Source organism: Flavobacterium bizetiae (genome assembly GCF_024271895.1).
Taxonomy (GTDB): Bacteria; Bacteroidota; Bacteroidia; order Flavobacteriales; family Flavobacteriaceae; genus Flavobacterium; species Flavobacterium bizetiae.
On record NZ_CP091861.1, the window covers coordinates 202,157 to 228,640 of the forward strand.

The window sequence follows — 26,484 nt, forward strand, 5'->3', positions numbered from 1 at the left end:
ATGACGCTCTACATCAAAAACATGGTGTGTGGTCGCTGTAAAATGGTTGTGAAGTCTGAGTTGGATAAACTCGGACTTCAGACTATTTCTGTTGAATTAGGCGAAGTAGAACTGCAAAATGACATTACCGATTCTGAAAAAGAAGTTTTACTTAAAAATCTCCAAACGCTGGGCTTTGATTTACTGGATGATAAAAAAACCAAAACCATCGAGAAGATAAAAAATCTTATTGTCGATTTGGTTCATCATAAAAACAGTGAACTGAAAGTTAATTTGTCTGATTATTTAGTAGAAAACCTCAACCAGGATTACAGCACATTGAGTAATTTATTTTCGGAGATTGAAAACACTACAATCGAAAAATACTTTATAAGCCAAAAAATAGAAAAGGTAAAGGAATTATTGATTTATAATGAACTTTCGTTAAGTGAAATCGCCGACCTTTTAAACTATAGCAATGTAGCACATTTGAGTAATCAGTTTAAGAAAACTACAGGTTTCACGCCTACTTATTTCAAACAGCTGAAAGACAAAAAACGCATTCAAATAGAGAATTTGTAATTTTTTATTTAACCGCAAAGAGCGCTAAGATTTACGCAAAGCACGCAAAGGTTTTTAGCCACAGATTACAAGGATTAAAAAAGATTTTAAAAATCGGTGTTAATTTTTTAATCTGTGGCTATTTTTTTTTTACCATAAAGCTATTTACATAAAGCTTTGCGAACTTTTAATTTTATTAATTAAACAAAAAACTTAGCGTGCTTTGCGTAAATCTTAGCGCACTTTGCGGTTTAAATAATATTACAAATCATTCTCAAAATTATACAACCCGTTGTAAACCTTACTTCGGAAATTTGCATTGTAATACCTTAAAAACGAAAAAACAATGACTCATCAATATATAATTTCAGGAATGTCATGCAATGGCTGCCGAACTAAAGTCGAGAAAACGCTGAATGAAGTCGGCGGCATTCATGCCGAAGTAACGTTAGATCCTCCAGTGGCCACCATAACGATGGAAAAACATGTTCCAACAGAAAAATTTCAGGAAGCTTTATCAGCTGCAGGAAAGTATACTATTGAAATGAAGTCTCCAACTCACGGTACAGAACCTGCTGTAAAATCATGTTGTTCAAGTCATAAAAAAGAAGATCACGCTTCACACTCTCATAAAAAAGAAAAAGCAGTAATTCCTCATAATGCAACCGGAGTTTTTTACTGCCCTATGCATTGCGAAGGCGATAAAACCTATAACAAACCAGGAGACTGTCCCGTTTGCGGAATGGATTTAGTGCCACAAATAGCCATTGGAACACAATTTACCTGCCCAATGCATCCGGAAGTTATTTCGAATGAACCGGGCGACTGCCCTATCTGCGGGATGGATTTAGTACCGATGCAGGCCTCTGAATCTGACAAAAACAAAACTTATACGGACTTGTTGAAAAAAATGAAGATTGCGACATTGTTCACACTTCCTATTTTCATTATTTCAATGTCAGAAATGATTCCCGACAATCCGCTTTTTAAAATTATGTCAATTGAAAAATGGAATTGGGTTCAGTTTCTATTTTCTATTCCGGTTTTGTTTTATGCCGGATGGATGTTTTTTACCCGCGCCTGGAAATCGATTATTACCTGGAATTTAAATATGTTTACCTTAATTGGAATTGGAACCAGTGTTGCGTTTCTATTTAGCGTTGCGGGAATGTTTTTTCCGGATCTTTTTCCTTCGGAATTCAAATCGCATCACGGCACGATTCATCTTTATTTTGAAGCGGCAACGGTTATTATAACTTTGGTTTTATTGGGACAATTATTAGAAGCCAAAGCGCACGGACAAACTAATGGCGCGATTAAAGCATTACTAAAATTAGCGCCAACCGAAGCCACTTTGGTAGAAAACGGAACGGACAGAACCATCTCTATTCACGATATCAAAAAAGGGGATTTACTACGAGTAAAACCGGGAGAAAAAATTCCGGTTGACGGAAAAATAACTTCCGGAGAAAGCAGTATAGACGAAGCCATGATTACCGGAGAACCTATTCCGGTTGATAAAAAAACGGGCGATAATGTGATTTCAGGAACTATAAACGGAACCAAATCATTTGTTATGATTGCCGAAAAAGTAGGTTCAGAAACGCTGCTTTCGCAGATTATTCAAATGGTAAATGATGCCAGCCGTTCGAGAGCGCCAATTCAAAAACTGGCCGACCGCGTTGCGAAATATTTTGTTCCAACAGTTGTAGGGATTGCTGTATTGACTTTTATTATCTGGGCAAAATTTGGTCCTGAACCTTCTTATATCTACGGATTAATTAATGCAATAGCCGTTTTAATTATTGCCTGTCCATGTGCTTTAGGATTAGCAACTCCAATGTCGGTTATGGTGGGAGTTGGAAAAGGTGCGCAGCACGGAATTTTAATCAAAAATGCCGAAGCACTCGAAAACATGAATAAAATCGATGTTTTAATTACCGATAAAACCGGAACGATTACAGAAGGAAAACCTACTGTCGAGAAAATCTATGCGATCGATAATAACGAAGATATTCTATTGCAAAACATTGCTTCGCTAAATCAGCACAGTGAGCATCCTTTGGCGCAAGCCGTTGTCAATTTTGCTAAAGACAAAAATCAAACTTTACTTGAAGTTCCGGATTTTGAAGCCGTTGCCGGAAAAGGAGTTCTGGGAACCGTTAATAATTCTAAAATTGCATTAGGAAATAAAAAACTAATGGAACAGATCAATGCATTAGTTTATGATGATTTTGAAAGCAAAATTACGGCCGAGCAAAATCTAGGGAAAACAGTTTCATACATCGCCGTAAACAATATTGTTTCGGGTTACGTAACCATTACAGATGCCATAAAAGTAAACAGCGCGAAAGCGATCAAAGATTTAATCGATCAGGGCGTTGAAGTGATCATGCTTACGGGAGATAATAAAAACACAGCCAAAGCGGTTGCAGATCAGCTTCATTTAAGTTCTTTTAAAGCCGAGTGTCTTCCTGAAGATAAACTGAGAGAAATTGAACGTTTGCAAGCCGAAGGAAAAGTGGTAGCGATGGCCGGAGACGGAATCAACGATGCGCCTGCTTTGGCCAAAGCTGATATTGGAATTGCAATGGGAACCGGAACAGATGTTGCTATTGAAAGTGCTAAAATAACGCTTGTAAAAGGTGACTTAAACGGAATTGTAAAAGCTAAAAAACTAAGTTATTCGGTGATGAAAAATATCAAACAGAATTTATTCTTCGCCTTTATTTATAATGTTTTGGGCGTACCCATTGCGGCGGGAATTTTATATCCGGTGTTTGGGATTTTGCTTTCGCCGATGTTAGCTGCGCTGGCCATGAGTTTAAGTTCCGTTTCGGTAATTGCAAATGCTTTACGATTGCGAAATCAAAACCTTTAAAAAATCAATATGAAACTACATACTATTTTAATTGTCTTTTTGATTGCTTTTACTGCAAAAGCCCAAAAAGTAGTTCGTTATGATTTACACGTTCGGGACACGATTGTCAATTTTTCAGGAAAAGAAAAACGAGCGCTTACCGTAAACGGAAAAATTCCGATGCCGACATTGACTTTTACTGAAGGTGATATTGCCGAAATTTATGTACATAACGATTTAAAAAAAGAAAATACAGCCATGCACTGGCACGGATTATTTCTTCCGAATAAAGAAGATGGTGTTCCGTATTTAACGCAAATGCCGATTAAACCCGGAACGACACATAAATATACTTTCCCGATTATCCAAAACGGAACGTATTGGTATCACAGTCATTCCGGATTGCAGGAACAAATTGGTTTGTACGGACTTTTCATTATCAATAAAAAGAAAGACGATACAACTTTTAGAAAAGGGATTGACGATTTGCCGACTGTTCCGGTTATTTTAAGCGAATGGACGGATCTTAAACCGGAGAATGTACAGCGAATGTTGCATAATGCTAATGATTGGTTTGCGATAAAAAAAGGTACGACTCAAAGTTATGCCGAAGCCATAAAGAAAGGACAATTCTCTACAAAAATCACCAACGAATGGAAACGTATGAATGCCATGGACGTAAGTGATGTTTATTATGAAAAGTTTTTGATTAACGGAAAAAATGAAGATCAGCTTTCGCAGTTTAAAGCCGGAGATAAAATCCGATTACGAATTGCAAACGGAGGCGCATCCAGTTATTTCTGGCTGACGTATGGCGGAGGAAAAATAACGGTTGTGGCGAGTGACGGAAACGATGTTGAACCTGTAGAAGTCGACCGCTTGATTATTGCCGTTTCTGAAACTTATGATGTCGTAGTTACGATTCCTGAAGATAAAAAATCCTTTGCTTTTTTGGCTACAGCCGAAGACAGAACAGGATCTGCTTCTTTATTTTTAGGTGGCGGCACGAAACAATCTGTCAAACATCTTCCGAAATTGAAATATTTTGAAGGGATGAAAATGATGAACGACATGATGAAGATGAACGGAGAAATGAACGATATGGGTATGAATATGTCTCTGAACAAAATGGACATGAATGCTGTAATGTATCCTGAAATTTCGGGTGAAGACGAATCTGCAAAACCTGAAGATCATTCGATGCATAATATGGAGGGCATGAAAATGGACGATATGAAAATGTCGAGCGATACCACCGAAACGGGCCAAATTACGACGTTGAATTACGGAATGCTGAAATCTCCAACCAAAACAACGCTTCCAAAAGACGCTCCGGTAAAAGAATTGCATTTTACATTATCGGGAAATATGAACCGCTATGTTTGGAGTTTAGACAATAAAGTAATTTCTGAAACGGATAAGATTTTAATTAAAAAAGGAGAAAATGTCAGGATTGTATTGTACAACGGATCGATGATGCGTCACCCAATGCATTTACACGGACATGATTTCAGGATTATTAACGAACATGGTGATTATTCTCCGCTTAAAAATGTAATTGATATTATGCCCATGGAAACCGATACAATCGAGTTTCAGGCTAATGCCGATGGCGATTGGTTTTTTCATTGTCACATCTTATATCACATGATGGCGGGAATGGGACGTATTTTTACTTATGAAAATTCAGCTCCAAATCCGTTGATTCATGATCCTAAAATGGCGTACAAAATGTTAAAAATGGACGATCGTATGTTTCATTTTATGGCTGAGAATGATTTTGCCACCAACGGAAATGATGGTGAAGCCATGTTTAGCAACACGCGCTGGAGCATTGGAACGGAATGGAGATTGGGTTATAACGACAAACATGGTTATGAAACCGAAACGCATATTGGCCGCTACATTGGTAAAATGCAATGGTTTATGCCTTTTATAGGTTTCGACTGGCGTTATAGAAGAATGGGAATGGACGAACAGGAACAAAATATGTTTGGACAAAAAAACACCAAAGACAATCGATCTGTTTTTAGTGCCGGTATGGAATATACACTGCCAATGCTCATAAAAGCTCAGGTTGAAATGTATACCGATGGAAATGTGAGAATTCAATTTGAACGAAAAGATATTCCGCTTTCTAAACGTTTGCGAATGAATTTAATGTGGAATACAGATAAAGAATATATGGCCGGTTTAAAATATGTTGCGGGCAGAAACTTCGGAATCACAACACATTACGACAGTGATATGGGAATTGGCTTTGGAGTGAACCTGAATTATTAACCATAATTTTAATACTATTTTGATGCGCATTAACTTATCGTTGACAATTTCCAAAACGAAATCGTATTATATTTGAACCAACATCTTCAATCAAAAAAGGAATATTACCTAACAATTAAATTATATAAAAATGAAAAAATTATTTGCCGTTTTAGCTATCGCTTTATTTACAATCGGATTACAAGCGCAAGACACAAAACCAGCTCCGAAAAAAGAAAAAGCTAAAAAAGAGTCTTGTTCTAAAAAATCAGGTGACGCAAAAGACAAAAAATGTTGCTCTAAGAAATAATTGCAGCATGATTTTACTTAAAAGGCTTCGAATATATTCGAAGCCTTTTTTATGTTTTTTTTCGCCACGAATTTCACGAATTAACACGAATTATTTTTTTTTTAATTCAAACTTTAAAATTTGTGGAAATTCGTGAAATTCGTGAAATTCGTGGCAAAAAAACTAGTTATCAACTTTGACAAAGTTTAAAACTTTGGCAAAGTTCCTAACAAAGAAATCCTTTTAATCTGTAAAATCTGTGGCAAAAAAATCAAAAAACTATTTTACCGTCGCTACATTTCCTGTTCGTGTGAGAACTCCCCAGCTTTGGCTTTCGCCTTTTATGGCTCTTCTAAGTGCTCTAAATAGAATTACATACATCAATTGTCTGTACACGAATCGCTGCGGAATGAGCCATATTAATTTAGTTAGTTTTTCTTTTTCGAAAATAAAAGCAATAACACTAACCAGCATATCTACCACCATAAAAGCAATATAGTAAACCAATATTTTATGAAGACTATCCGGATCGTTATGATTCCATATCAAACTTACAATAAGAACTAAATCCGCAAGAGGTGCAAAAATTGGCAGCACAATTTGAAAGAGAAGAATATTGGGTAAAGCGACCATTCCTAAACCTTTATATCTTGGGTTAAAACACGCGTCTCTGTTTTTCCAAAAAGCCTGCATAATTCCATAACTCCAGCGAAAACGCTGTTTCATAAACTCTTTTAAACTTTCGGGAGCTTCTGTTACAGCTACAGCCTCAATGCAATTGATAATACGATAGTCGTTTCTTAAAATACGAATCGTTAAATCGCAGTCTTCTGCAAGTGTATCGGTTGTAAAACCTCCTGCTTTTTCTATTGCTGTTTTCCTAAATGCGCCAATTGCTCCGGGAACAACCGTAATTCCGTTTATTAAATCAAAAGCCCTGCGATCAAAATTCTGTGCGGTTGTGTATTCAATGCTCTGCCATTTGGTAAGCATGGTATTTTCATTTCCAACCTTTACATTTCCGGCAATGGCGCCAATTTCTTCATTATTTTTTAATTGAATAGTAAAACCTTTCATCAATTGCGAAATGGCATTGGTTCTAAGCTGTGTATCGGCATCGATGCAAACTACATAATCACTTTCGGTTAGAGCAATTCCATAATTTAATGCCGATGCTTTTCCGCCGTTTGGTTTGGTATTCACTTTTACTTTCGGATTATTGGCAAAAGCTTCATTGATCATGGTAAAAGTTTTGTCTTTAGAACCATCATCAACAAAAACGATATCAAAATCCGGATAATCCTGACCCAGTAAATTTTCAATTGTTTTTACTGCGTTTATTTCTTCATTATAAGCCGGAACAATAATGCTCACTTTTGGAAGAACACCATTAGGAGTTTTATAAACAGGCGGGTATTTATGGTCTTTCCATTTTTTTATTAAAGCCATTATCGCCATTAAGGCAATTCTCAGAAATCCCAGAAAAATAGCAACCCAAAATGTAGCCGTAATAAAATGCCCGAACCAATATCCGAAATCAAAAATTAAATTGTCGACTGTAATAAGCGGGCCTTCGGCTTTTGGCATAATTTCGTCTTTGGTTTTACCAAGTAAATGTGCAACCGTAGTAAACTGAATATGTCTGTCTTTAAAATATTTAATAATTCGAGGCAGTGCTTTAACGGTAGACTCTCTGTTTCCTCCGGCATCATGAAGTAAAATAATTCCTTTATCAGGATTTGCCTCATATTGCGATATTACCCTATTGTAAATAGAATCGGCACTTACGCCTTTTTCCCAATCATTTGGGTCGATACTTTCTCCAACTGTATAATAATTTTGCGCTTTACTTAAAGCAATGGGTTTTAGTTCGGCTTCGGTCGTCGGTTCGGCATCTGCATTATAAGGCGCTCTAAAAAGCACTGTACTTTTTCCGGTAACGGCTTCGATTAATAATCGTGTGGTTTCCATTTCTTTCGCAGCCCTTTCCGGACTTACCAAAGCAATGTTAGGATGCGTAAAAGTATGGTTGCCTATTTCGTGGCCTTCACTATAAATTCTTTGCAGCAACGGAATATTATTTTCTCCCTGAATCCCAATTACAAAAAAAACAGCCGGTACTTTTTCTCTTTTTAAAATATCTAAAACCTGAGGCGTATAAGTAGGATCCGGTCCGTCATCAAAAGTAAGAATGACTTGTTTGTGTACATTCCCGAATTTACTGATTACATATTTCGTTGGTAATTCTACATATTTCTGTTCTGTAATAATGTCTTCATCTTTATCGATTTCCAGTTCAATTTTTCCTGGCTGTGGATCTGCAATAACGTTTAATATTTCGCCGTCACCAATATAAGCGGGACTTTCGATTCGTGTATTGACACGTTTCATTACCTTAAAATCAAAAGGTTTTTTCCTGATGCTTTCGTTTGTTAAACTTCGCTGATAATAACTCCACAAACGCTGATCTTCGCTTCCTAAACGCCATAAGGCAGTTCCTGCCAAACCGTATTCGTCACTAAATCTAATCGTATTAAAATTAGTTGCGGCATCTTCAAAATTAACGGTATGTTTTTTACCATTGCTGTCTGTGTAATTAAAAGAATTACTATAACTGTTATTATCAAACTTTATCACGGCATTATGCTGTTTTGCAATGGCAATTGCCTGATCGTAGGTAATGGTTTCTCCTTCTTGCTTTTCCGGCCAATCGTAACCATAACCTGCAAAACAAAGAATAATTTTATCTGACGGAATCTCTTTTGCGGTTTTATCTACTATTCTTTCGATCCATTTCTGACTGCTTACATCTCCGGGAACACTGCCGGCATAATGCTCATCATAAGCCATAAGAAACATATAGTCATTGTATTGTGCCAATGCTTTTACGTTAAAATCGTCATCTCCTGCCATGATATCCTGCGTAACGAGATAACCCAGCGGATGCAATTTTTCATACAATGCTTTTTGAAAAGCAATTATAGGTTCATCGCCCTTTTCTTTAAATTCTTCAAAATCAATATTGATTCCTTGTAAATCATATTTTTTTAATGCTTTTACAATATCATCAATCAGTCGTTCTCTTTTATTGGTGTCATGAAGAATACGGTGAATAAGATCACCATCGAAGTCGCCTTCACCTAAAGATTCGTTGATGTTATTGATTAAAGGAAGGATTTTTACTTTTCCTTTCTTCATTACTTTTAATGCCGCGGTATCAATTTCTGTGCGCAGTAAATCGGTTTTGGGATCAATAAAAAACCATTCCGGGACCACCATATTGAGTTTATGAATGTTTTTTTGAAGGGAAAACAAACTCTGCGGATCCCAATCGACATAAAAAGCAGCTCTGATTTCTGAAGCTGTTTTTGAATCAACAGGCTGATTTTTTAGTTTATCAATCTTCGTTTTTGCTCTTAAGAAATAATCAAACCCTTTAAACTTTTTGAGTTCTTTGGCGCTTAAATTCTTTGGCGTAATAGGATTTTCAAGACTATGACCGACCTGACTGCTATTAGCTAAAAGCGGTAATGGCGGTTTTAATCCTCTTTTTAAAGTGATAAAAAAAATGGGAACCATTAAAATAAGAAGAAACAAAATAAGTCGTGTTGACCATTGAAAAGTTTTCCAGCGCTTTTGAGTAGCGGTCTGGAATATTTGTTTTTTATCATCCATATACTTTTACTTTTTGAGGCAAATACTTAAAAAGATAAGTCGAAAATTTATTGAAATAAAGTTTAATTTGAATCTAAAACTAGTATTACTAAATGAAGTTCAAATTAAAAAACAGAATTTTGACGTAATAGGAATTGTGTAATAAAAATACAAAATAAAACGAGAAAACGTACTGATTCACAAATTGGTATAAAAAAAAGACCTCAATTGACTGAGGTCTTTCTATATATTTTTTTCGCCACAAATTGCACGAATTTGCACGAATTATTTTTTCTAATTAAATCGCATATTTAGATTCTATCGTGGCAAAAGCTTAAAAGCTATTTAATTCTTACGCTCCATTCAAAATCCATTTCAGAAACCTGGACTCCTTTTTCGTCAGTTCCTATAGATTTCATCCAGAAGGTTTGGCCCTCGCCTGTTTCGATGGTTCTTTTAATTGCATCGGCAATTAAATGTCCTTCGTTGCAAACGAAAGTAATGCGTCCGGTTGCTTTTTTGGTAAAGTTTCCTTTATTGTTGGCGACCAGCATTGAGATTTTTTTTCCGCTTTGCTGAATTTGCGAGATTACTAATGCTCCTGTTGTTAGCTCTGCTGCCATTGCCTGAACGGCAAAATACATGGAGTTAAAAGGATTTTGATTGATCCATCTATGTTTTACACTTACCACGCATCTGTCTTCGTCGATTGCTTTTACACGCACGCCACAAATATATGCCGATGGTAATTTGAATAATACAAATTTATTGAGTTTAGAAACTGATAATGCCATGGTATTTATTTTTTTATGTAAAAATACAAAAAAACTATGCACGCACAATAAATCGCAATTACTTTCCTAAAAAGTCAACAAAAACAGGGGTTTTGAATGATTTTCAATGCATTATAATCAATTTTAAAATTTCAACTTTGTTAAAATTTTGTTAATATTTGGTACTATGCAAAACAAGATACTGTCTTTTAGATATATATTTGCATAAGAAAATACTATATACTTTTAATCATGGAAACAACAACACCACTCATCATGGAAACAACAACAGAAAGAAATGTCGCAACGTTCACACATCTAAGTACTTTAAGTCAATATATCATTCCGTTTGGAAATTACATTTTTCCAATCTTGATCTGGACGAGTTACAAAGACAAATCAGAATTTGTAAATTTTAATGGAAAACAAACTTTAAATTTTCAATTGAGTCTTTTGCTTTATACTTTGATTTTAGCTTTAATTGCCATTCCGATTTTTGCATTCGTGCTTTTAAAAAACCTACCAATCAATACGGTTTTTAACGATGAAGATTTAATCATCAGAAATCTAAACATCGACGGAAATATTGGAATTTTAAGTATTGGGGCAACAGCGGTTTTACTTTTTGGATTGTTAAAATTTGTTGAATTCTTTTTAGTGATTTACGCTTCGATAAAAACTTCAAACGGAGAATTATACAAATATCCGCTTACGATTCCTTTTATCAAGTAATAAAAAAGGGCTTCGACTTCGCTCAGCCTGACATAAAAGTTAAAAGTTATAGACAAAGGGATGTTCTAGCCCTGATAGAAGTGGAAATCCTTTTGTGCCGGGGTTCGGCACAAAAGATTGGAACGGATAGCAGGAAATAGCTCCTAAAAAAAACGATCAATCATCAATCAATCATCAATCAATCATCATCAATCAAAAAACGAATTGTTCAATCTAAAAAAAACAAAATGAAATTATGAACATTGAAAACACAAAAGCACAGATGCGCAAAGGTGTTCTTGAGTTTTGCATCTTATCAGTACTAAAAGAAAAAGACGCATACACATCAGAAATATTAGACACTTTAAAAAACGCAAAATTACTAGTTGTTGAGGGAACGGTTTACCCACTTCTAACCAGGCTGAAAAACGACGGTTTGCTTAATTATCGATGGGAAGAATCGACTTCTGGACCACCTAGAAAATATTATGGATTAACCGAAATAGGACAAACATTTTTAAACGAACTTAGCGGTACCTGGACAGAATTGTCTGACGCCGTAAATCTAATCACCAATCAAAATCAATAAGTCATGAACAAAACAGTAAATATTAACTTAGGCGGTATGGTTTTTCACATCGATGAAGACGCATATGTAAAATTGACACGCTATTTTGACGCTATAAAACGATCACTAAATAACTCATCTGGTCAGGATGAAATCATTAAAGATATCGAAATGCGTGTTTCTGAATTATTATTAGAAAAACAAAAAAGTGACAAGCACGTTGTTGGACTGAAAGATGTTGATGAAGTGATAGTGGTTATGGGGCAACCTGAAGATTATATCCTTGAAGACGAAGAAAAAACGACTCAGTCTTTTAATGATTACAGTACCAGAAAACATAAAAAATTATACCGTGATAAAGAAAAAGGTATGATTGGTGGTGTGGCAACTGGTTTAGGACACTATTTTGGAATTGACGCTGTTTGGATAAAAATTATTTTCTTAATATTTGTTTTTGCAGGTTTTGGAACTGGAATTTTAGCTTATTTCGTTCTTTGGATTGTAACTCCGGAAGCGGTTACAACATCTGAAAAATTGGAAATGACAGGTGAGCCGGTTACGATTTCGAACATTGAAAAAAAGGTTCGTGAAGAGATTGAAAACTTATCTGATAAATTTAAAAATGCAGATTATGACGCAATGGGAAACCAGGTAAAGTCGGGAGCTGAGAGAATAAGTAGTTCATTTGGAGACTTTATCATGACGATTTTTAAAATCTTTGCTAAGTTTTTAGGCGTTATTTTGATCCTGTCAGGAATTAGTGTTTTGATCATGTTATTGATTGGAGTTTTTACTTTGGGAACAAACATCTTTATTGATTTTCCTTGGCAAAACTTCGTTGAAGCAGGAAACTTTACAGATTACCCAATCTGGTCATTTGGTTTATTGATGTTCTTTGCTGTTGGAATTCCGTTTTTCTTTTTGACTCTTTTAGGTTTCAAATTGTTATCTCCAAACTTAAAATCTATCGGGAATATTGTAAAATATACTTTGTTAGCGATTTGGATTATTGCAGTTGCAATCGCAATTAGCATAGGAATTAAACAAGCTACTGAAATTTCATACGACAATAAAACTGTAGAGAAAAAAGTGCTTAACATCACGACAAAAGATACTTTGTTTGTAAAATTTAGATACAATGATTATTATGCAAAAGATCTAAACCACCACAGAGAATTTGAGTTTGTTCAGGATTCAGCAAACAATCAATTAATCTATTCAAATGATGTTCGTTTGCATGTTTTACGTACGGATGAAGCTGCTCCTTATATTCAGATCGAAAAAAGTGCAAGAGGAAATTCGTTTATCTCAGCAAAACAAAGAGCAGAAAAGATCAATTATAAATTTCAGATCAACGGAAATCATTTAATTTTGGATAACTATTTCCTTACTGATGTAAAAAACAAATTTAGAGGTCAGGAAGTTGATGTATACTTGTACTTACCTGAAGGACAGCTTTTCAAACCAGATGCTTCTATTCAGGAATACGATGACTCTGATAATGATTTTTTCAATTTGCACTTTAGCGGTAATTACAATTACAAAGTTCAAGGTTCAAAAATCAAATGTTTGAATTGCCCGGCTAACGAAAATGATTATGAAAATGATAATGACTATGTAAACGACAATACAGGTGAAGAAACTGATACCGATAATGATACCATAAATGAAGTTTCGGTTAAAATTAATGGAAAAGAAGTTTTAAACGGAAAAAAAACCAAAGGAAGATTAACCACTGATAAAAACGGAGTTGTAATCAAAATTAACTAAACCATGATAAAAATAATCATTCATATTACGAAATTTATTGTTGCCACTATTACCGCACTATTGTTTGCCTCATGCAACTTTAACGTGAATACAATTGAAGGAAGTGGGAATGTAACAACCGAAAAAAGAATTGTTCAGGGAGATTTTACAAAAATTTCTGTAAGCAATGCTATCGATCTTGTAGTTGAGCAATCAGATACAACTGAAATTATTGTTGAAGCTGATGATAATATTCAGAAAGACATTAATATAAAAGTAGAAAACGGAACTTTGATCATTAACTCTAAACATAATTCTTTTAGAGTTACAAAGAAAAAAGTAACTGTAAAAATGCCTAAAATTAACAAGCTAGATGCGTCGAGTGCTTCAACAGTAACGAATAACGGAACTATTTTAAGTGAAGATATTGATCTTGAAACTTCAAGTGCAGCGTCTATGAATCTTAATCTTGAATCTGATAATGTAACTGTTGATTCAGGAAGCGGAAGCACGGTAAACCTAAAAGGAAAAGCTTTAAGAATTAGAGCTTCAGCATCAAGCGGTTCTACTCTAAATGCTCAAGAATTGTTAGCAAACGAAGTTAATGCAGAAGTTTCGAGTGGCGGAAGTATAAATGTACATCCGATAGTAAGTTTAAAAGCTGAAGCCAGCAGCGGAGGAAGTATTAATTACGACATCGCGCCTAAAACTATCGAGAAAACTTCGAATTCAGGAGGAAGTATTAGCCAGGGATAAAAGATATTTATCTGTTAAATATAAAAAAATCATTCATCGAAAGTGGATGATTTTTTTATATTTGTGAAAATCAAATCTAGAATTAATGAAAAAGAATACAGCCCTGCTCCTATTGTTATTGGTTACAACATTTACTTTTGGTCAAAGAAGAGAAAAAATAAAAGGATCTAAAATCGTAACCACTTCAGTAAAAGAAGTAGGAGAATTTGATGGCATTGAAGCCGATGATAATCTGGAAGTTTATCTTGAAAGAGGAGAAAAAAACGAAATAAAAATTGAAGCCGATGACAATTTACATGATATCATCGGGATGGATTTAAGAGAAAAAGTACTTCGTTTATATACTTCTAAAGAAAGTACTATTTTTAAAAAACTAATTGTTCGCGTTACCTATACGAGTTCTTTAAAAACTGTAATAGCAAAAAATGATGCTGTAGTTTACGCTATTCAGGAGCTTCAGTTAGATGATATTACTTTTAATACTTTTGATTACGCTAAATTATTCCTGAATGTAAATTCTAAAAAATTCAATTTATTTGCTGATGATAAATCAAAAACCGAATTGAACTTAAAGTCTGAAGACGCAAATTTACAATTGAGCAAAAATGCATCGATTAAAACATTAGTGTCTGCCATAAAATTCAGATGTGATTTATATCAAAAAGCAGTTGCCAATATTGAAGGGATTGCTGAAAAAGCTACTATTCGTTTAGATAATAATTCAATCTTTACCGGAACTAAATTTACTTTAAAAGATGCCAATATTACAGTAGAAAATTATGCGGTAGGAAGTATTTTAGCAGAAACGACTGTCTCAATCGCACTTGGTGATAAAGCAGAACTTTCTCTTTTAGGAAGCCCGGCCATAACATTGACTCGTTTTTCTGAAGAAGCAAAACTTTTGAAGAAGATTAAATAAAAAAGTCGCAGTATTCAGTTTTCAGTCTCAGTCTCAGTCTCAGTTTTCAGTCTGAAACTTCTTAAATATAAACAAACAAAAAGTCCCATTCGCCGCGGCGAATGGGACTTTTATTTTATAGCTCTATTCACATTTCAATAAACTGAATACTGAGACTGAGACTGAAAACTTATTCCTTAGAAGCCAAATATCTTTCAGCATCTAATGCAGCCATACAACCTGTACCTGCAGCAGTAATTGCCTGACGGTATACATGATCTGCAGCATCACCAGCTACAAAAACACCTGGTACATTAGTATTAGATGTTCCCGGAGTATTTACGATATAACCAGTTTCATCAAGAGTGATATAGTCTTTAAAAATATCTGTATTTGGTTTATGACCAATAGCAACGAAAAATCCTGTAGCAGGAATTTCGATAACTTCGCCAGTAGTTTTGTTCAATGCTTTTATAGCGTGTACTACTTGCTGGTCACCTAATACTTCAACAGTATCGTGGTTTAGTAAAATCTCGATGTTTTCGGTTTTGCGAACGCGTTCTTCCATAATTTTAGAAGCTCTGAATTTTTCGCTTCTTACCAACATGGTTACTTTTTTACAAAGTTTAGATAAGTAATGTGCTTCTTCGCAAGCAGAATCTCCTGCTCCCACAATTACCACTTCCTGATTACGGTAGAAGAAACCGTCACAAACAGCACAAGCAGAAACTCCACCACCCATTTGCAAATAATGTTGTTCTGATGGTAAACCTAAATATTTTGCAGATGCTCCTGTAGAAATAATAACAGTTTCGCAGTGCAATTCGATTGAATCGTTGATCCAAACTTTATGAATATCTCCTGAAAAATCAACTTTTGTCGCCCATCCATCACGGATATCAGCACCAAAACGTTTTGCTTGTTCTTGTAACTGAATCATCATTTCCGGTCCTGTAACACCATCAACATAACCTGGAAAATTTTCTACTTCATTAGTTGTAGTCAACTGACCACCAGGTTGCATTCCCTGATATAAAACTGGATTCATATTTGCTCTGGCAGCATAAATAGCAGCAGTATAACCCGCTGGACCAGAACCTATGATTAGGCATTTAATTTTTTCGATTGTATCTGACATAATATGATTCTATTAATAATTGATGGTGCAAAAGTAAGTTTTTATTGTTGGAATAAAGAACTCAATTAATCAGTTTTTGCTATTCTGAAATAGAGAATAATGAATAAGGCAGAAATAAAGAAGCTCATATTTCATGATTCTCAATTATACAGCAAGAAAGTCTTCTTAAATAATGAAAAAAGACTTTTGTCGGGGTGGCAACCTGCGGTCTTCCCGATTCGCAATCGGGACGCGATAACCGTTATGGCTTTAATATTATTAATTTCATTAAAGGAATTTCAGTCAAAGGCAAAAAAAAAAGTCTCTCCAAATAAATGAAAAGACTTTTGTCGGGATGGCAGCCTGCGGACTTCCCGATCTGCAATCGGGACGCGATAACCGTTATGGCTTTTTAATATTTATTAATTTCAATAAAGGAATTCAGTAAAAGACAAAAAAAAGTCTCTCCAAATAAATGAAAAGACTTTTGTCGGGGTGGCAACCTGCGGTCTTCCCGATTCGCAATCGGGACGCGATAACCGTTATGGCTTTAATATTATTAATTTCATTAAAGGAATTTCAGTCAAAGGCAAATAAAAAAGTCTCTCCAAATAAATGAAAAGACTTTTGTCGGGATGGCAGCCTGCGGACTTCCCGATCTGCAATCGGGACGCGATAACCGTTATGGCTTTTTAATATTTATTAATTTCAATAAAGGAATTCAGTAAAAGACAAAAAAAAGTCTCTCCAAATAAATGAAAAGACTTTTGTCGGGGTGGCAGGATTCGAACCTGCTGCCTTCCCGATTCGCAATCGGGACGCGATAACCGTTATGGCTTTTTAATATTTATTAATTTCAATAAAGGAATTTCAGTTAAAGACAAAAAAAAAGTCTCTCCAAATAAATGAAAAGACTTTTGTCGGGGTGGCAGGATTCGAACCTGCGGCCTTCCCGATTCGCAATCTGGACGAGATAAACGTTATGGCTTTTTAATATTTATTAAATTCAATAAAGAAAATTTCAGTTAAAGACAAAAAAAAAGTCTCTCCAAATAAATGAAAAGACTTTTGTCGGGGTGGCAGCCTGCGGCCTTCCCGATCTGCAATCGGGACGCAATAACCGTTATGGCTTTTTAATATTTATTAATTTCAATAAAGGAATTCAGTAAAAGACAAAAAAAAGTCTCTCCAAATATAATGAAAAGACTTTTGTCGGGGTGGCAACCTGCGGCCTTCCCGATTCGCAATCGGGACGCGATAACCGTATGGATTTAATATTTATTAATTACAGTTTAAAGCAAAAAAAAAGTCTCTCCAAATAAATGAAAAGACTTTTGTCGGGGTGGCAGCCTGCGGCCTTCCCGATCTGCAATCGGGACGCGATAACCGTTATAGCTCTAATATTTTAATTTCAGTTTAAAGCAAAAAAAAAGTCTTTCCAAATAAATGAAAAGACTTTTGTCGGGGTGGCAGGATTCGAACCTGCGGCCTCCTGCTCCCAAAGCAGGCGCGATAACCGGGCTACGCTACACCCCGTAAGCGGGTGCAAAGATAGAACTATTTTTGGCTTATCCAAAAGAATTTTTAAAATAAAAACAATTCTTTTTTCCTCAAACTACCTATATCCTTAAGTCTCTTTACGATAACTTTTCAATTAACACGAAAAGAACTAAAAAAATCACCTTCGTATTAAAATGTTATTATATTTACCAATCATAACATTATACTTATTTCTATATGGAAGGTTTTCTTTTAGCTGCGTTATTTTGTTTTTTAATCTATATATTCAATACAATAAAAGGTCGTTTTAACAATCTCGAAAACGACATTCAAAAACTTAGTAAAAAGATTGATCTCTTAAAAACAATTGAAAAAACTTCTGAAACTATTCCGGCTGCGCCAATTCCGGTTGTAAAAAAAGAAGAGTTTAAGATCGAGCCTGAGCAATCTAACCAAAATACTTTTGAACCGGCACAACCAGAAATTGTTGAAGAAACAATTTCTGATGCACAATTAGAAAAAATTGCATTATCTGCGAACATCGACAATTCGCCAAAACCTATAGAACCAAGGCCAGTCCCAAAACCAATAATTCCTGCTGAACCGGAAAAATCATTCTGGGAAAATTTCAAAGAAAAAAATCCGGATTTAGAAAAGTTTATCGGAGAAAACCTTATCAACAAAATTGGTGTTTTAATCCTTGTTTTAGGAATTAGCTATTTTGTAAAATATGCCATCGATAAAGACTGGATCAACGAACCTGCCCGAGTTGGAATTGGTGTTTTATCTGGCGCTCTTGTTATGGGAATTGCTCACAAATTGCGTAAAAACTACGCCGCATTTAGTTCAGTTATTGTTGCGGGAGCGATTGCGATTTTCTATTTCACAATTGGGATCGCTTTTCATGATTATCATTTATTCAATCAAACCGTTGCCTTTAGTATCATGGTAATCATTACAGCATTTAGTGCTTTAATATCTTTATCCTATGACCGAATTGAACTGGCAGTACTTTCCCTAATAGGCGGATTTGCTGTTCCGTTTATGGTGAGCACCGGCGAAGGCAATTATGTTGTCCTCTTTACTTACATCATCATTCTAAACGTTGGTATTTTAGGTATTGCGTATTATAAAAAATGGAATCTGGTTAATATACTTACTTACCTATTTACCGTTTTGTTGTATGCTGCATGGTTAACTAAAGATTTAAGCTCTGATAAGCCACATTATTTTGGTGCTTTAGTGTTTGGATTTATCTTCTATTTCATTTTTATATTAATGAACCTGATCAATAATATCAGATCAAAAGGAGAGTTTTCTAAAACGCAACTGACTATTTTGGCCAGCAACACCTTTTTATTTTATGGTGCCGGAATGGCTATTTTGGCTAATTATCATCCGGAATTAAAAGGTTTGTTTACCACAATTCTTGCCTTATTGAATTTAATTTACGCTTGGTTTTTATACAAAAAATTCGACCTTGACCAAAAAGCGGCTTACCTACTTATCGGGTTAACGCTAACATTTATAACATTAGCCATTCCTATTCAGTTTGAAGGCAACTATATTACACTATTTTGGGCAGCAGAAGCCGTTTTATTATTATGGTTGTCTCAGAAATCTAAAATTACAAGCTATCGATTTGGTTCTATAATAGTTCATATTTTAATGATCTTCAGTCTGATAATGGACTGGAACAAATATTATAATGGCTCCTTACCTTTAAGCATCATCATAAATCCTATATTTATAACGGGTGTTTTTGCAGCGACCTCTTTATTTGCAATCTGGTATTTATTAAAAAATGAAACTGAAAATTCAACTATTTTCGACATTAGTTTTAATCCTGAAAAATACAGAAGGATCGTTTTAGAAGTTGGCTTTGTAATTGCCTATTTCACCGGTTTACTCGAAGTTATTTATCAATCAAATCATTCTATCGAAAGTATTTACAGCGCTATAGCATTGCCTATTTTGTATCACTTGATATTCTCTGCTTTGTTTACATCTTATTTAATAAAAAGAAAAACAGAAACCGGATATCAGGGCGCTTTATTGCTTGCCATTGCCAACATTGTTTTATTTACTTTTTGGTTTTCAAATTATCCTTTCCTTGAGCACAAAGACATTATTAGTTCAGGAAACGGAAAATCGATTGCCTTTTACCTTCATTATATTTCGCTAATTATCACCATTTATTTTGGTTATCAATTGTTTCAAATCTATAAAAAAGTCGACTTTACTTTTCTTAGAAGTCGCTATTTTATGTGGATTGCTGCATTTTTCATTATTTATATCGCTAGTTCAGAAGTGATGCTTCATGGTCTTGTATTTATGAATTCTCCGGTAACAGTTCAGGACATTCAAACAAGTCCTATGTATGCAAGTTACAAATCGAATTTGCCTTATTTACGTGATTTTATAGCCGACGATTATATTGGTTTAGCACGAACTAAAATCATCAAAACAGGTTTTCCAATTCTTTGGGGTATTTTAGCTTTTGTATTTTTAATTACAGGGATAAAAAAACAACTTAAATCTTTAAGAATAATCGCTTTATCATTACTGGGACTAACTATCTTAAAATTATTTTTATACGATATCAGTAATATTTCTGAAACCGGAAAAATCATATCGTTTATTCTTTTAGGAATTTTAATTTTGATTATCTCTTTTGTTTATCAAAAAATCAAAGTATTAGTTATTGACGAAAATAAGACTGAACAAAACAATGAAACTAAATAAATTTCTCGCATTACTATTTATTGCAAACCTTTCGTTTGGGCAATATCAAACGAGTGCTAAACTAAAAAAAGTCACTCAGAATGGTTTCAATGAAATTATTTTGTCGCCTGAAGTACGGTCATTTTCGAAACAGGATTTGAGCGACATTAGATTATTTGATTCTAAAGGAAATGAGGTTCCGTATTTTTTTCAGAGCAATAATGCCGTTTCATCAAATACTTTTGAAGAATATAATATTATTTCCAAAACAGTTTATCCTAAAAAAAGCACTTCGATTGTTATTGAAATTCCGTCTAACAAACAGAACAATCAGCTTTCGTTATTTATAGCCAATTCTGATGTAGAAAAGAAATATTCTGTTTCAGGAAGTGATGACCAAAAAGAATGGTTTGGAATATCTGACTCGCAAACACTTTATGATTTGAACAGTTCATCTGAAACAAGCGTTGTTAAAACAATTTCATACCCGTTAAGTACGTATCGTTATCTAAAAATAGATTTTGATGACAAAAAAACACTCCCTATCAATGTTTTAAAAGTTGGAAATTTTAACTCGAAATTACAAAAAAGCGCTTTACAGGAAATTTCTCCAAAACAATCCATAACAACAGAAATCCCATCAGAAAAAGAAACTCAAATTCGTGTTCTTTTTGATGCGCCACAGGTTATTAATGAGATTTTCTTCGAAATTTCAAAACCAACTTATTACAAGCGTACTGCTATTCTTTACAGGAAAATAAAACGAGAAACCAAAAGAAAACCTCAAATAATAGAGGAAGAAATCACTTCTTTTGAATTAAACTCAAATGCTAAGAATACGTTTGTGTTTCCTGAAATATTCGAAAAAGAATTTTACATTAAAATTCAAAATCACGATAACCAGCCATTATCAATTTCAAAAATAAAATATTTCCAAAAGCCCATTTCTATTATTGCAGATTTAAATGCTAATGAAAATTATATCCTGAAAACAGGAAATAAAAATCTTAGCGGACCAGAATATGATCTTTCGAATTTTAAAAACAATATCGTTGTCAATTTGCCACAAACAACGCTTTACGATATTCAGCATAAAACCACAGTAAAAACTGCTGAAGTAAATAAATCTTTTTGGCAACAATCCTGGTTTATGTGGCTTTGTATTATTTTGGGAGGAATTACAATTTTATTTTTTACTGCCAGTTTAATAAACGATTTAAAAAGCAAAAATTAAGATCAGGACAAATTTTAACATTTAAATACTTTTTTAAGATTCAAACCGCTTATTTGTTCTTTTATGCTAAAATCGAGAACAAATAGAACGAATTTTCGGTACTATTTTTTTATTATCTAAAAAATTAAATTCCTCAGAACACGCACCATACAACGATTAACCGAAGTTTCTTAAATGTTAACAAAATAGATTTTCAGAAACCATAAATAATTGTATTTTTACGGTTCAAAATTCAGAAAATAAATGGGCAAAATCATTGCGATTGCTAATCAAAAAGGAGGCGTTGGAAAGACTACTACATCGGTAAATCTTGCAGCCTCATTGGGTGTTTTAGAAAAGAAAGTATTATTGATTGATGCTGATCCTCAAGCAAATGCTACATCTGGCCTTGGGATTGATGTAGAATCTGTTGAGATGGGTACCTATCAGATACTTGAACACAGTAACACTCCTAAAGAAACCATAATAAAATGTTCAGCTGTAAATGTTGATGTGATTCCCGCTCACATTGATCTTGTTGCCATCGAAATCGAATTGGTAGATAAAGAAAACAGAGAATACATGCTTAAAAAAGCATTAGAAAGTGTAAGAGACGAATATGATTATATCATTATCGACTGTGCACCTTCATTGGGTTTACTAACCCTAAATGCTTTAACTGCGGCTGATTCAGTTGTTATTCCTATTCAGTGCGAGTATTTTGCACTTGAAGGATTAGGAAAATTATTGAACACGATAAAGAGTATTCAAAAAATACACAACCCCGATCTTGATATCGAAGGATTGTTACTAACTATGTACGATTCGAGATTACGTTTATCTAATCAGGTTGTAGAAGAGGTTCAAAAACACTTTAACGATATGGTTTTTGATACCGTTATTCAGCGAAATGTAAAATTAAGCGAAGCTCCAAGTTTTGGTGAAAGCATCATTAATTATGACGCAACAAGCAAAGGAGCAGTTAATTACATTCATTTAGCTCAAGAAATTATAAAGAAAAACAGTAAATAGTTTTTATGACAAAAGCAATTAAAAAACAAGCCTTAGGAAGAGGATTATCAGCATTATTAAAAGATCCGGAAAACGACATTACCTCAGTAGAAGACAAAAATGCTGACAAAGTTGTTGGAAACATCATTGAGCTTGAAATAAGTGCTATCGAAATAAATCCGTTTCAGCCTAGAAGCAATTTTAATGAAGAATCGTTACGCGAATTAGCCACTTCTATTAAAGAACTTGGCGTGATTCAACCTATTACTGTTCGAAAATTAGACTTCAATAAATACCAGTTAATTTCAGGAGAGCGTCGTTTGCGTGCTTCGACTTTAGTTGGCCTTACACATGTTCCTGCATACATTCGTATTGCGAATGACAATGAATCACTGGTTATGGCATTGGTTGAAAATATTCAGCGTCATGACTTAGACCCAATCGAGATCGCACTTTCGTACCAACGTTTAATTGATGAAATTCAATTGACTCAGGAACAAATGAGTGAGCGCGTTGGAAAAAAACGTTCTACAATTGCCAATTATTTACGTCTTTTAAAACTTGACCCGATTATTCAAACAGGTATTCGTGATGGTTTTATCAGCATGGGACACGGTAGAGCAATTATTAATATTGAAGATTTAGACATTCAGACTGATATCTACCAAAAAATTGTCAGCCAGAATCTATCTGTTCGTGAAACAGAAACTTTAGTAAAAAATTATCACGAAAGTTTAAAACCAAAAGTTGACGGAAAACCAAAAGCGGATTCTTCATTTGTGGTGAGAGAAACACAAAAAAACACTTTTAATGATTATTTTGGTGCGAAAGTTGATGTAAAAGTCGCAGGTAACGGAAAAGGAAAAATTACAATTCCGTTTAATTCTGAAGCTGACTTTAATCGAATTATAAAATTAATAAACGATAGTGAATAAGATTGTCCCCATAAGTCTATTGTTCTTTCTTATAGGAACCGTTTCTCTTTTTGCCCAGGCAAAAAACGAAACGGTTTTGGTTGTTAAAGACACTAGCAAGTTACAAGAAATAGATCCGCTTACACCAGCGAAAGCAGCTTTCTACTCTGCAATCTTACCCGGTTTAGGTCAGGCATACAATAAAAAATACTGGAAAATACCTTTGGTTTACGGAGCAATTGGTACCAGTTTATATTTTTATATCGACAACAATAACAAGTACCGTGATTATCGTAACGCTTATAAACGAAGATTAGAAGGTTATAATGACGATAAATACCAATTTCTGGATGAAAGCCGACTTGTTGCAGGTCAGAAATTCTATCAACGAAACAGAGATTTATCTGCTTTATTTGTTGTTGCTTTTTATGCCCTAAACATTATAGATGCCAATGTTGATGCTGCCTTAATTCAATTCAACGTAAACGAAAGATTATCAATGCGTCCGGAAGTATATCCAAACGACATTACTTTCAGACCAAACGTTGGACTAACTTTTAATTACCACTTTTAAATAACACTGGTTATTTGAACTCAAAAATACATACAAAATGAAAATTGCGCTTTTAGGATACGGAAAAATGGGTAAAGTAATTGAACGAATTGCTTTAGAAAGAGGTCACGAAATTGTCTTAAAGAAAGATGAATTCAATACATACGACGGACTTTCAACTGCAGATGTTGCAATTGACTTTAGCGTTCCGACTGCTGCAGTAAGCAACATTTCGAGCTGTTTTAACAATAATGTACCAGTTGTTTCAGGAACAACAGGCTGGTTAGAACATTTTGACGAAATGGTTGCTCTTTGCAACGAAAAACAAGGCGGATTCATCTCTAGTTCAAACTTTAGTTTAGGAGTAAACATCTTCTTTGAACTGAATGAATATTTAGCCAAAATCATGTCACAATTTGATTCTTATAAAGTAACGATGGAGGAAATTCATCATACTCAAAAACTGGATGCTCCAAGCGGAACAGCTATTTCTTTGGCAAAAGGTGTTATCGAAAATAGCAATTATGCCAATTGGACTTTAGACCAAGCCAAATCAAATGAAATTCATATTGAAGCAAAAAGAATTGGCGATGTTCCGGGAACTCATACCGTAACTTACGACTCAATTGTAGACAGCATCGAATTAAAACATACTGCTCATAACCGCGAAGGTTTTGCTCTTGGAGCTGTAATTGCTGCTGAATGGCTTGCTGGTAAAACAGGAATTTACAGCATGAAAGATGTATTAAATTTAAAATAATCAAATTTTAAAGTAGTAAGGTTTTCAAAAGAACAGCCTGAAACTTGAAACATAAAACAAAAAAAACTATGACACTATATCTTTGGTTCGTATTTTTCTTAGCCGTACAGGTAATTCACTTTTTAGGAACCTGGAAACTGTATCAGGCAGCCGGGAGAAAAACCTGGGAAGCTGCAATTCCGGTTTATAATTCAATAATTTTAATGAAAATAATTAGTCGACCAACCTGGTGGACTTTATTGCTTTTCATCCCGATTATAAATTTAATTATGTTTCCTGTTGTTTGGGTAGAAACCTTAAGAACATTTGGTAAAAAATCTACTTTAGATACTTTCTTAGGAATTTTTACTTTTGGTTTTTATATCTACTATGTAAACTATACTCAGAAATTAGAATATAATGCCAATAGAGAATTAAGACCTCAAAATAAAACTGCTGACACTATAAGTTCTCTGCTTTTTGCTATTATCGTAGCAACATTGGTACATACGTATGTGGTACAGCCTTATACAATTCCTACTTCATCTTTAGAAAAATCATTACTAATTGGTGATTTCTTGTTTGTAAGCAAAGTAAACTACGGTCCTCGTGTTCCTATGACAACTGTTGCTTTACCAATGGTTCACGATACAATACCATTCTTAAAAAGAAAATCATACTTAAGCTGGCCACAATTACCTTATTTCAGACTACCGGCTTTAGAAAAAATCAAACGATCAGATATTGTGGTTTTCAACTGGCCCGTTGATACAGTACATTATTTCTACGAACCAAAAGGAAGACCAGGCGTTATAAAACCAATCGACAAAAAATCGAATTATGTAAAAAGATGTGTTGGTATTCCTGGTGACAGTTTATCAATTGTAGACGGTTTTGTTTTCATTAACGGAAAAAAATTAATCTTACCTGAGCGTGCTAAACCTCAATATTCTTATTCAGTTGCATTAGACGGAAAAACTCCGGTTGATTTTGAATCATTAATGAAAGAACTGGATATTACTGACGGTGCTTACATTAAAGATCAGGAGAAAAGAGATACAATCTATTTTAGAGCATTGACAGAAGCAAGTGCTGAACGTTTAAAAAACACTCCCGGAATTACTGCTGTAAAACGAGAAATTGACAGAGGAAACGACAATGCAATTTTCCCTCATATCAACAAATGGAGTCAGGATAATTTTGGACCAATTTACATTCCTGAAGCAGGAAAAACAGTAGCGTTAACCAATGAATCTTTGCCATTTTACAAAGAAATCATTACCAAATACGAAGGCAATACTTTGCAGTTGGATGGTTCTCATTTTTTAATCAACGGAAAACAAGCCAATTCATACACCTTCAAACAAGATTACTATTGGATGATGGGAGACAACCGTCATAACTCTGAAGATAGCCGTTACTGGGGTTATGTTCCTGCAAATCACATTGTAGGGAAGCCTGTTTTTATCTGGATGAGCTGGGATACTAACGGAAAAGGAATCAACAAAGTTCGTTGGGACAGAGTTTTCACTACAGTAAATGGTGAAGGACAACCGCAATCGTACTTTAAATATTTCTTAATTATTCTTGCAGCATATTTTGTTGGAGAATATTTCTGGAGAAAAAGAAAAGAAAACAAAGCATAAAACGTTT

The 26,484-nt window shown here is 34.5% G+C and carries 19 protein-coding genes and 1 tRNA gene; 16 read left to right on the forward strand and 4 right to left on the reverse strand.

Going from position 1 to position 26,484, the window contains the following annotated elements; all coding sequences use genetic code 11:
- From L0669_RS00995 to L0669_RS01010, 4 genes are all read left to right on the forward strand, one after another.
- Entirely contained in the window at positions 1-561 is a 561-nt protein-coding gene (locus tag L0669_RS00995; protein ID WP_263760659.1) for an AraC family transcriptional regulator, read from the forward strand.
- Positions 562-886: 325 nt separating this feature from the next.
- Positions 887-3,421, forward strand: a complete 2,535-nt coding sequence (locus L0669_RS01000) for a heavy metal translocating P-type ATPase (RefSeq protein ID WP_263760661.1) — start codon at positions 887-889, stop codon at positions 3,419-3,421.
- A 9-nt stretch (positions 3,422-3,430) separates the two neighbouring features.
- On the forward strand, positions 3,431-5,683 hold the full coding sequence (locus L0669_RS01005; RefSeq protein ID WP_263760664.1) for a multicopper oxidase family protein: 2,253 nt from the start codon (positions 3,431-3,433) through the stop codon (positions 5,681-5,683).
- A 130-nt stretch (positions 5,684-5,813) separates the two neighbouring features.
- Positions 5,814-5,972 carry a hypothetical protein gene (locus tag L0669_RS01010; protein ID WP_263760666.1) on the forward strand — a complete coding sequence of 53 codons (159 nt, stop codon included), beginning with the start codon at positions 5,814-5,816 and terminating at the stop codon, positions 5,970-5,972.
- Between the two features lie 258 nt (positions 5,973-6,230).
- Here the strand turns inward: L0669_RS01010 and L0669_RS01015 are convergent, their stop codons facing one another.
- Both L0669_RS01015 and L0669_RS01020 read right to left on the reverse strand, forming a co-directional pair.
- Positions 6,231-9,626 carry a trifunctional glycoside hydrolase family 18/polysaccharide deacetylase/glycosyltransferase family 2 protein gene (locus L0669_RS01015; RefSeq protein ID WP_263760668.1) on the reverse strand — a complete coding sequence of 1,132 codons (3,396 nt, stop codon included), beginning with the start codon at positions 9,624-9,626 and terminating at the stop codon, positions 6,231-6,233.
- A gap of 320 nt (positions 9,627-9,946) precedes the next feature.
- Positions 9,947-10,399, reverse strand: a complete 453-nt coding sequence (locus L0669_RS01020) for a DUF4442 domain-containing protein (RefSeq protein ID WP_263760670.1) — start codon at positions 10,397-10,399, stop codon at positions 9,947-9,949.
- 231 nt (positions 10,400-10,630) lie between these two features.
- Here L0669_RS01020 and L0669_RS01025 point away from each other — a divergent pair, with 231 nt between their 5' ends.
- The 5 genes from L0669_RS01025 (at position 10,631) to L0669_RS01045 (ending at position 15,081) form a co-directional block, all read left to right on the forward strand.
- Positions 10,631-11,110, forward strand: coding sequence for a DUF4870 domain-containing protein (locus L0669_RS01025; RefSeq protein ID WP_230032835.1), 480 nt, complete (start codon positions 10,631-10,633; stop codon positions 11,108-11,110).
- Positions 11,111-11,345: 235 nt separating this feature from the next.
- Positions 11,346-11,678, forward strand: coding sequence for a PadR family transcriptional regulator (locus L0669_RS01030; protein WP_008464689.1), 333 nt, complete (start codon positions 11,346-11,348; stop codon positions 11,676-11,678).
- Between the two features lie 3 nt (positions 11,679-11,681).
- Complete coding sequence (locus tag L0669_RS01035) at positions 11,682-13,427, forward strand: PspC domain-containing protein (RefSeq protein ID WP_263760672.1); 1,746 nt, start codon at positions 11,682-11,684, stop codon at positions 13,425-13,427.
- 3 nt (positions 13,428-13,430) lie between these two features.
- A complete protein-coding gene (locus L0669_RS01040; protein WP_263760674.1) occupies positions 13,431-14,162 on the forward strand; it encodes a head GIN domain-containing protein in 732 nt (243 codons plus the stop codon).
- A gap of 85 nt (positions 14,163-14,247) precedes the next feature.
- Positions 14,248-15,081 (forward strand): GIN domain-containing protein, encoded by an 834-nt coding sequence (locus L0669_RS01045; RefSeq protein WP_173972116.1) that lies wholly within the window; start codon positions 14,248-14,250, stop codon positions 15,079-15,081.
- Between the two features lie 169 nt (positions 15,082-15,250).
- Here the strand turns inward: L0669_RS01045 and trxB are convergent, their stop codons facing one another.
- Positions 15,251-16,198, reverse strand: a complete 948-nt coding sequence (gene trxB, locus L0669_RS01050; protein WP_263760676.1) for a thioredoxin-disulfide reductase — start codon at positions 16,196-16,198, stop codon at positions 15,251-15,253.
- Between the two features lie 1,440 nt (positions 16,199-17,638).
- A tRNA-Pro gene (locus L0669_RS01055) sits at positions 17,639-17,713 on the reverse strand.
- A 201-nt stretch (positions 17,714-17,914) separates the two neighbouring features.
- Between L0669_RS01055 and L0669_RS01060 the strand changes: the two genes are divergently transcribed.
- The 7 genes from L0669_RS01060 to lepB all read left to right on the forward strand — a co-directional run bounded on the left by L0669_RS01060 (position 17,915) and on the right by lepB (position 26,477).
- Positions 17,915-20,422, forward strand: a complete 2,508-nt coding sequence (locus tag L0669_RS01060) for a DUF2339 domain-containing protein (RefSeq protein WP_263760678.1) — start codon at positions 17,915-17,917, stop codon at positions 20,420-20,422.
- A complete protein-coding gene (locus tag L0669_RS01065; protein WP_263760680.1) occupies positions 20,409-21,635 on the forward strand; it encodes a hypothetical protein in 1,227 nt (408 codons plus the stop codon). The genes L0669_RS01060 and L0669_RS01065 overlap by 14 nt, the downstream gene beginning before the upstream one ends.
- Positions 21,636-21,878: 243 nt before the next feature.
- The gene (locus L0669_RS01070; RefSeq protein ID WP_173972120.1) at positions 21,879-22,646 is read left to right on the forward strand and encodes a ParA family protein; all 768 of its coding nucleotides are present in this window, start codon (positions 21,879-21,881) and stop codon (positions 22,644-22,646) included.
- A gap of 5 nt (positions 22,647-22,651) precedes the next feature.
- Complete coding sequence (locus L0669_RS01075) at positions 22,652-23,560, forward strand: ParB/RepB/Spo0J family partition protein (RefSeq protein WP_263760682.1); 909 nt, start codon at positions 22,652-22,654, stop codon at positions 23,558-23,560.
- On the forward strand, positions 23,553-24,113 hold the full coding sequence (locus L0669_RS01080) for a DUF5683 domain-containing protein (RefSeq protein ID WP_263760684.1): 561 nt from the start codon (positions 23,553-23,555) through the stop codon (positions 24,111-24,113). Before L0669_RS01075 ends, L0669_RS01080 begins: the two co-directional genes overlap by 8 nt.
- Before the next feature lie 37 nt (positions 24,114-24,150).
- Positions 24,151-24,852, forward strand: a complete 702-nt coding sequence (gene dapB / locus L0669_RS01085) for a 4-hydroxy-tetrahydrodipicolinate reductase (protein WP_173972123.1) — start codon at positions 24,151-24,153, stop codon at positions 24,850-24,852.
- 68 nt (positions 24,853-24,920) lie between these two features.
- Positions 24,921-26,477, forward strand: a complete 1,557-nt coding sequence (lepB, locus tag L0669_RS01090) for a signal peptidase I (RefSeq protein WP_263760686.1) — start codon at positions 24,921-24,923, stop codon at positions 26,475-26,477.
- Positions 26,478-26,484: the final 7 nt, after the last annotated feature.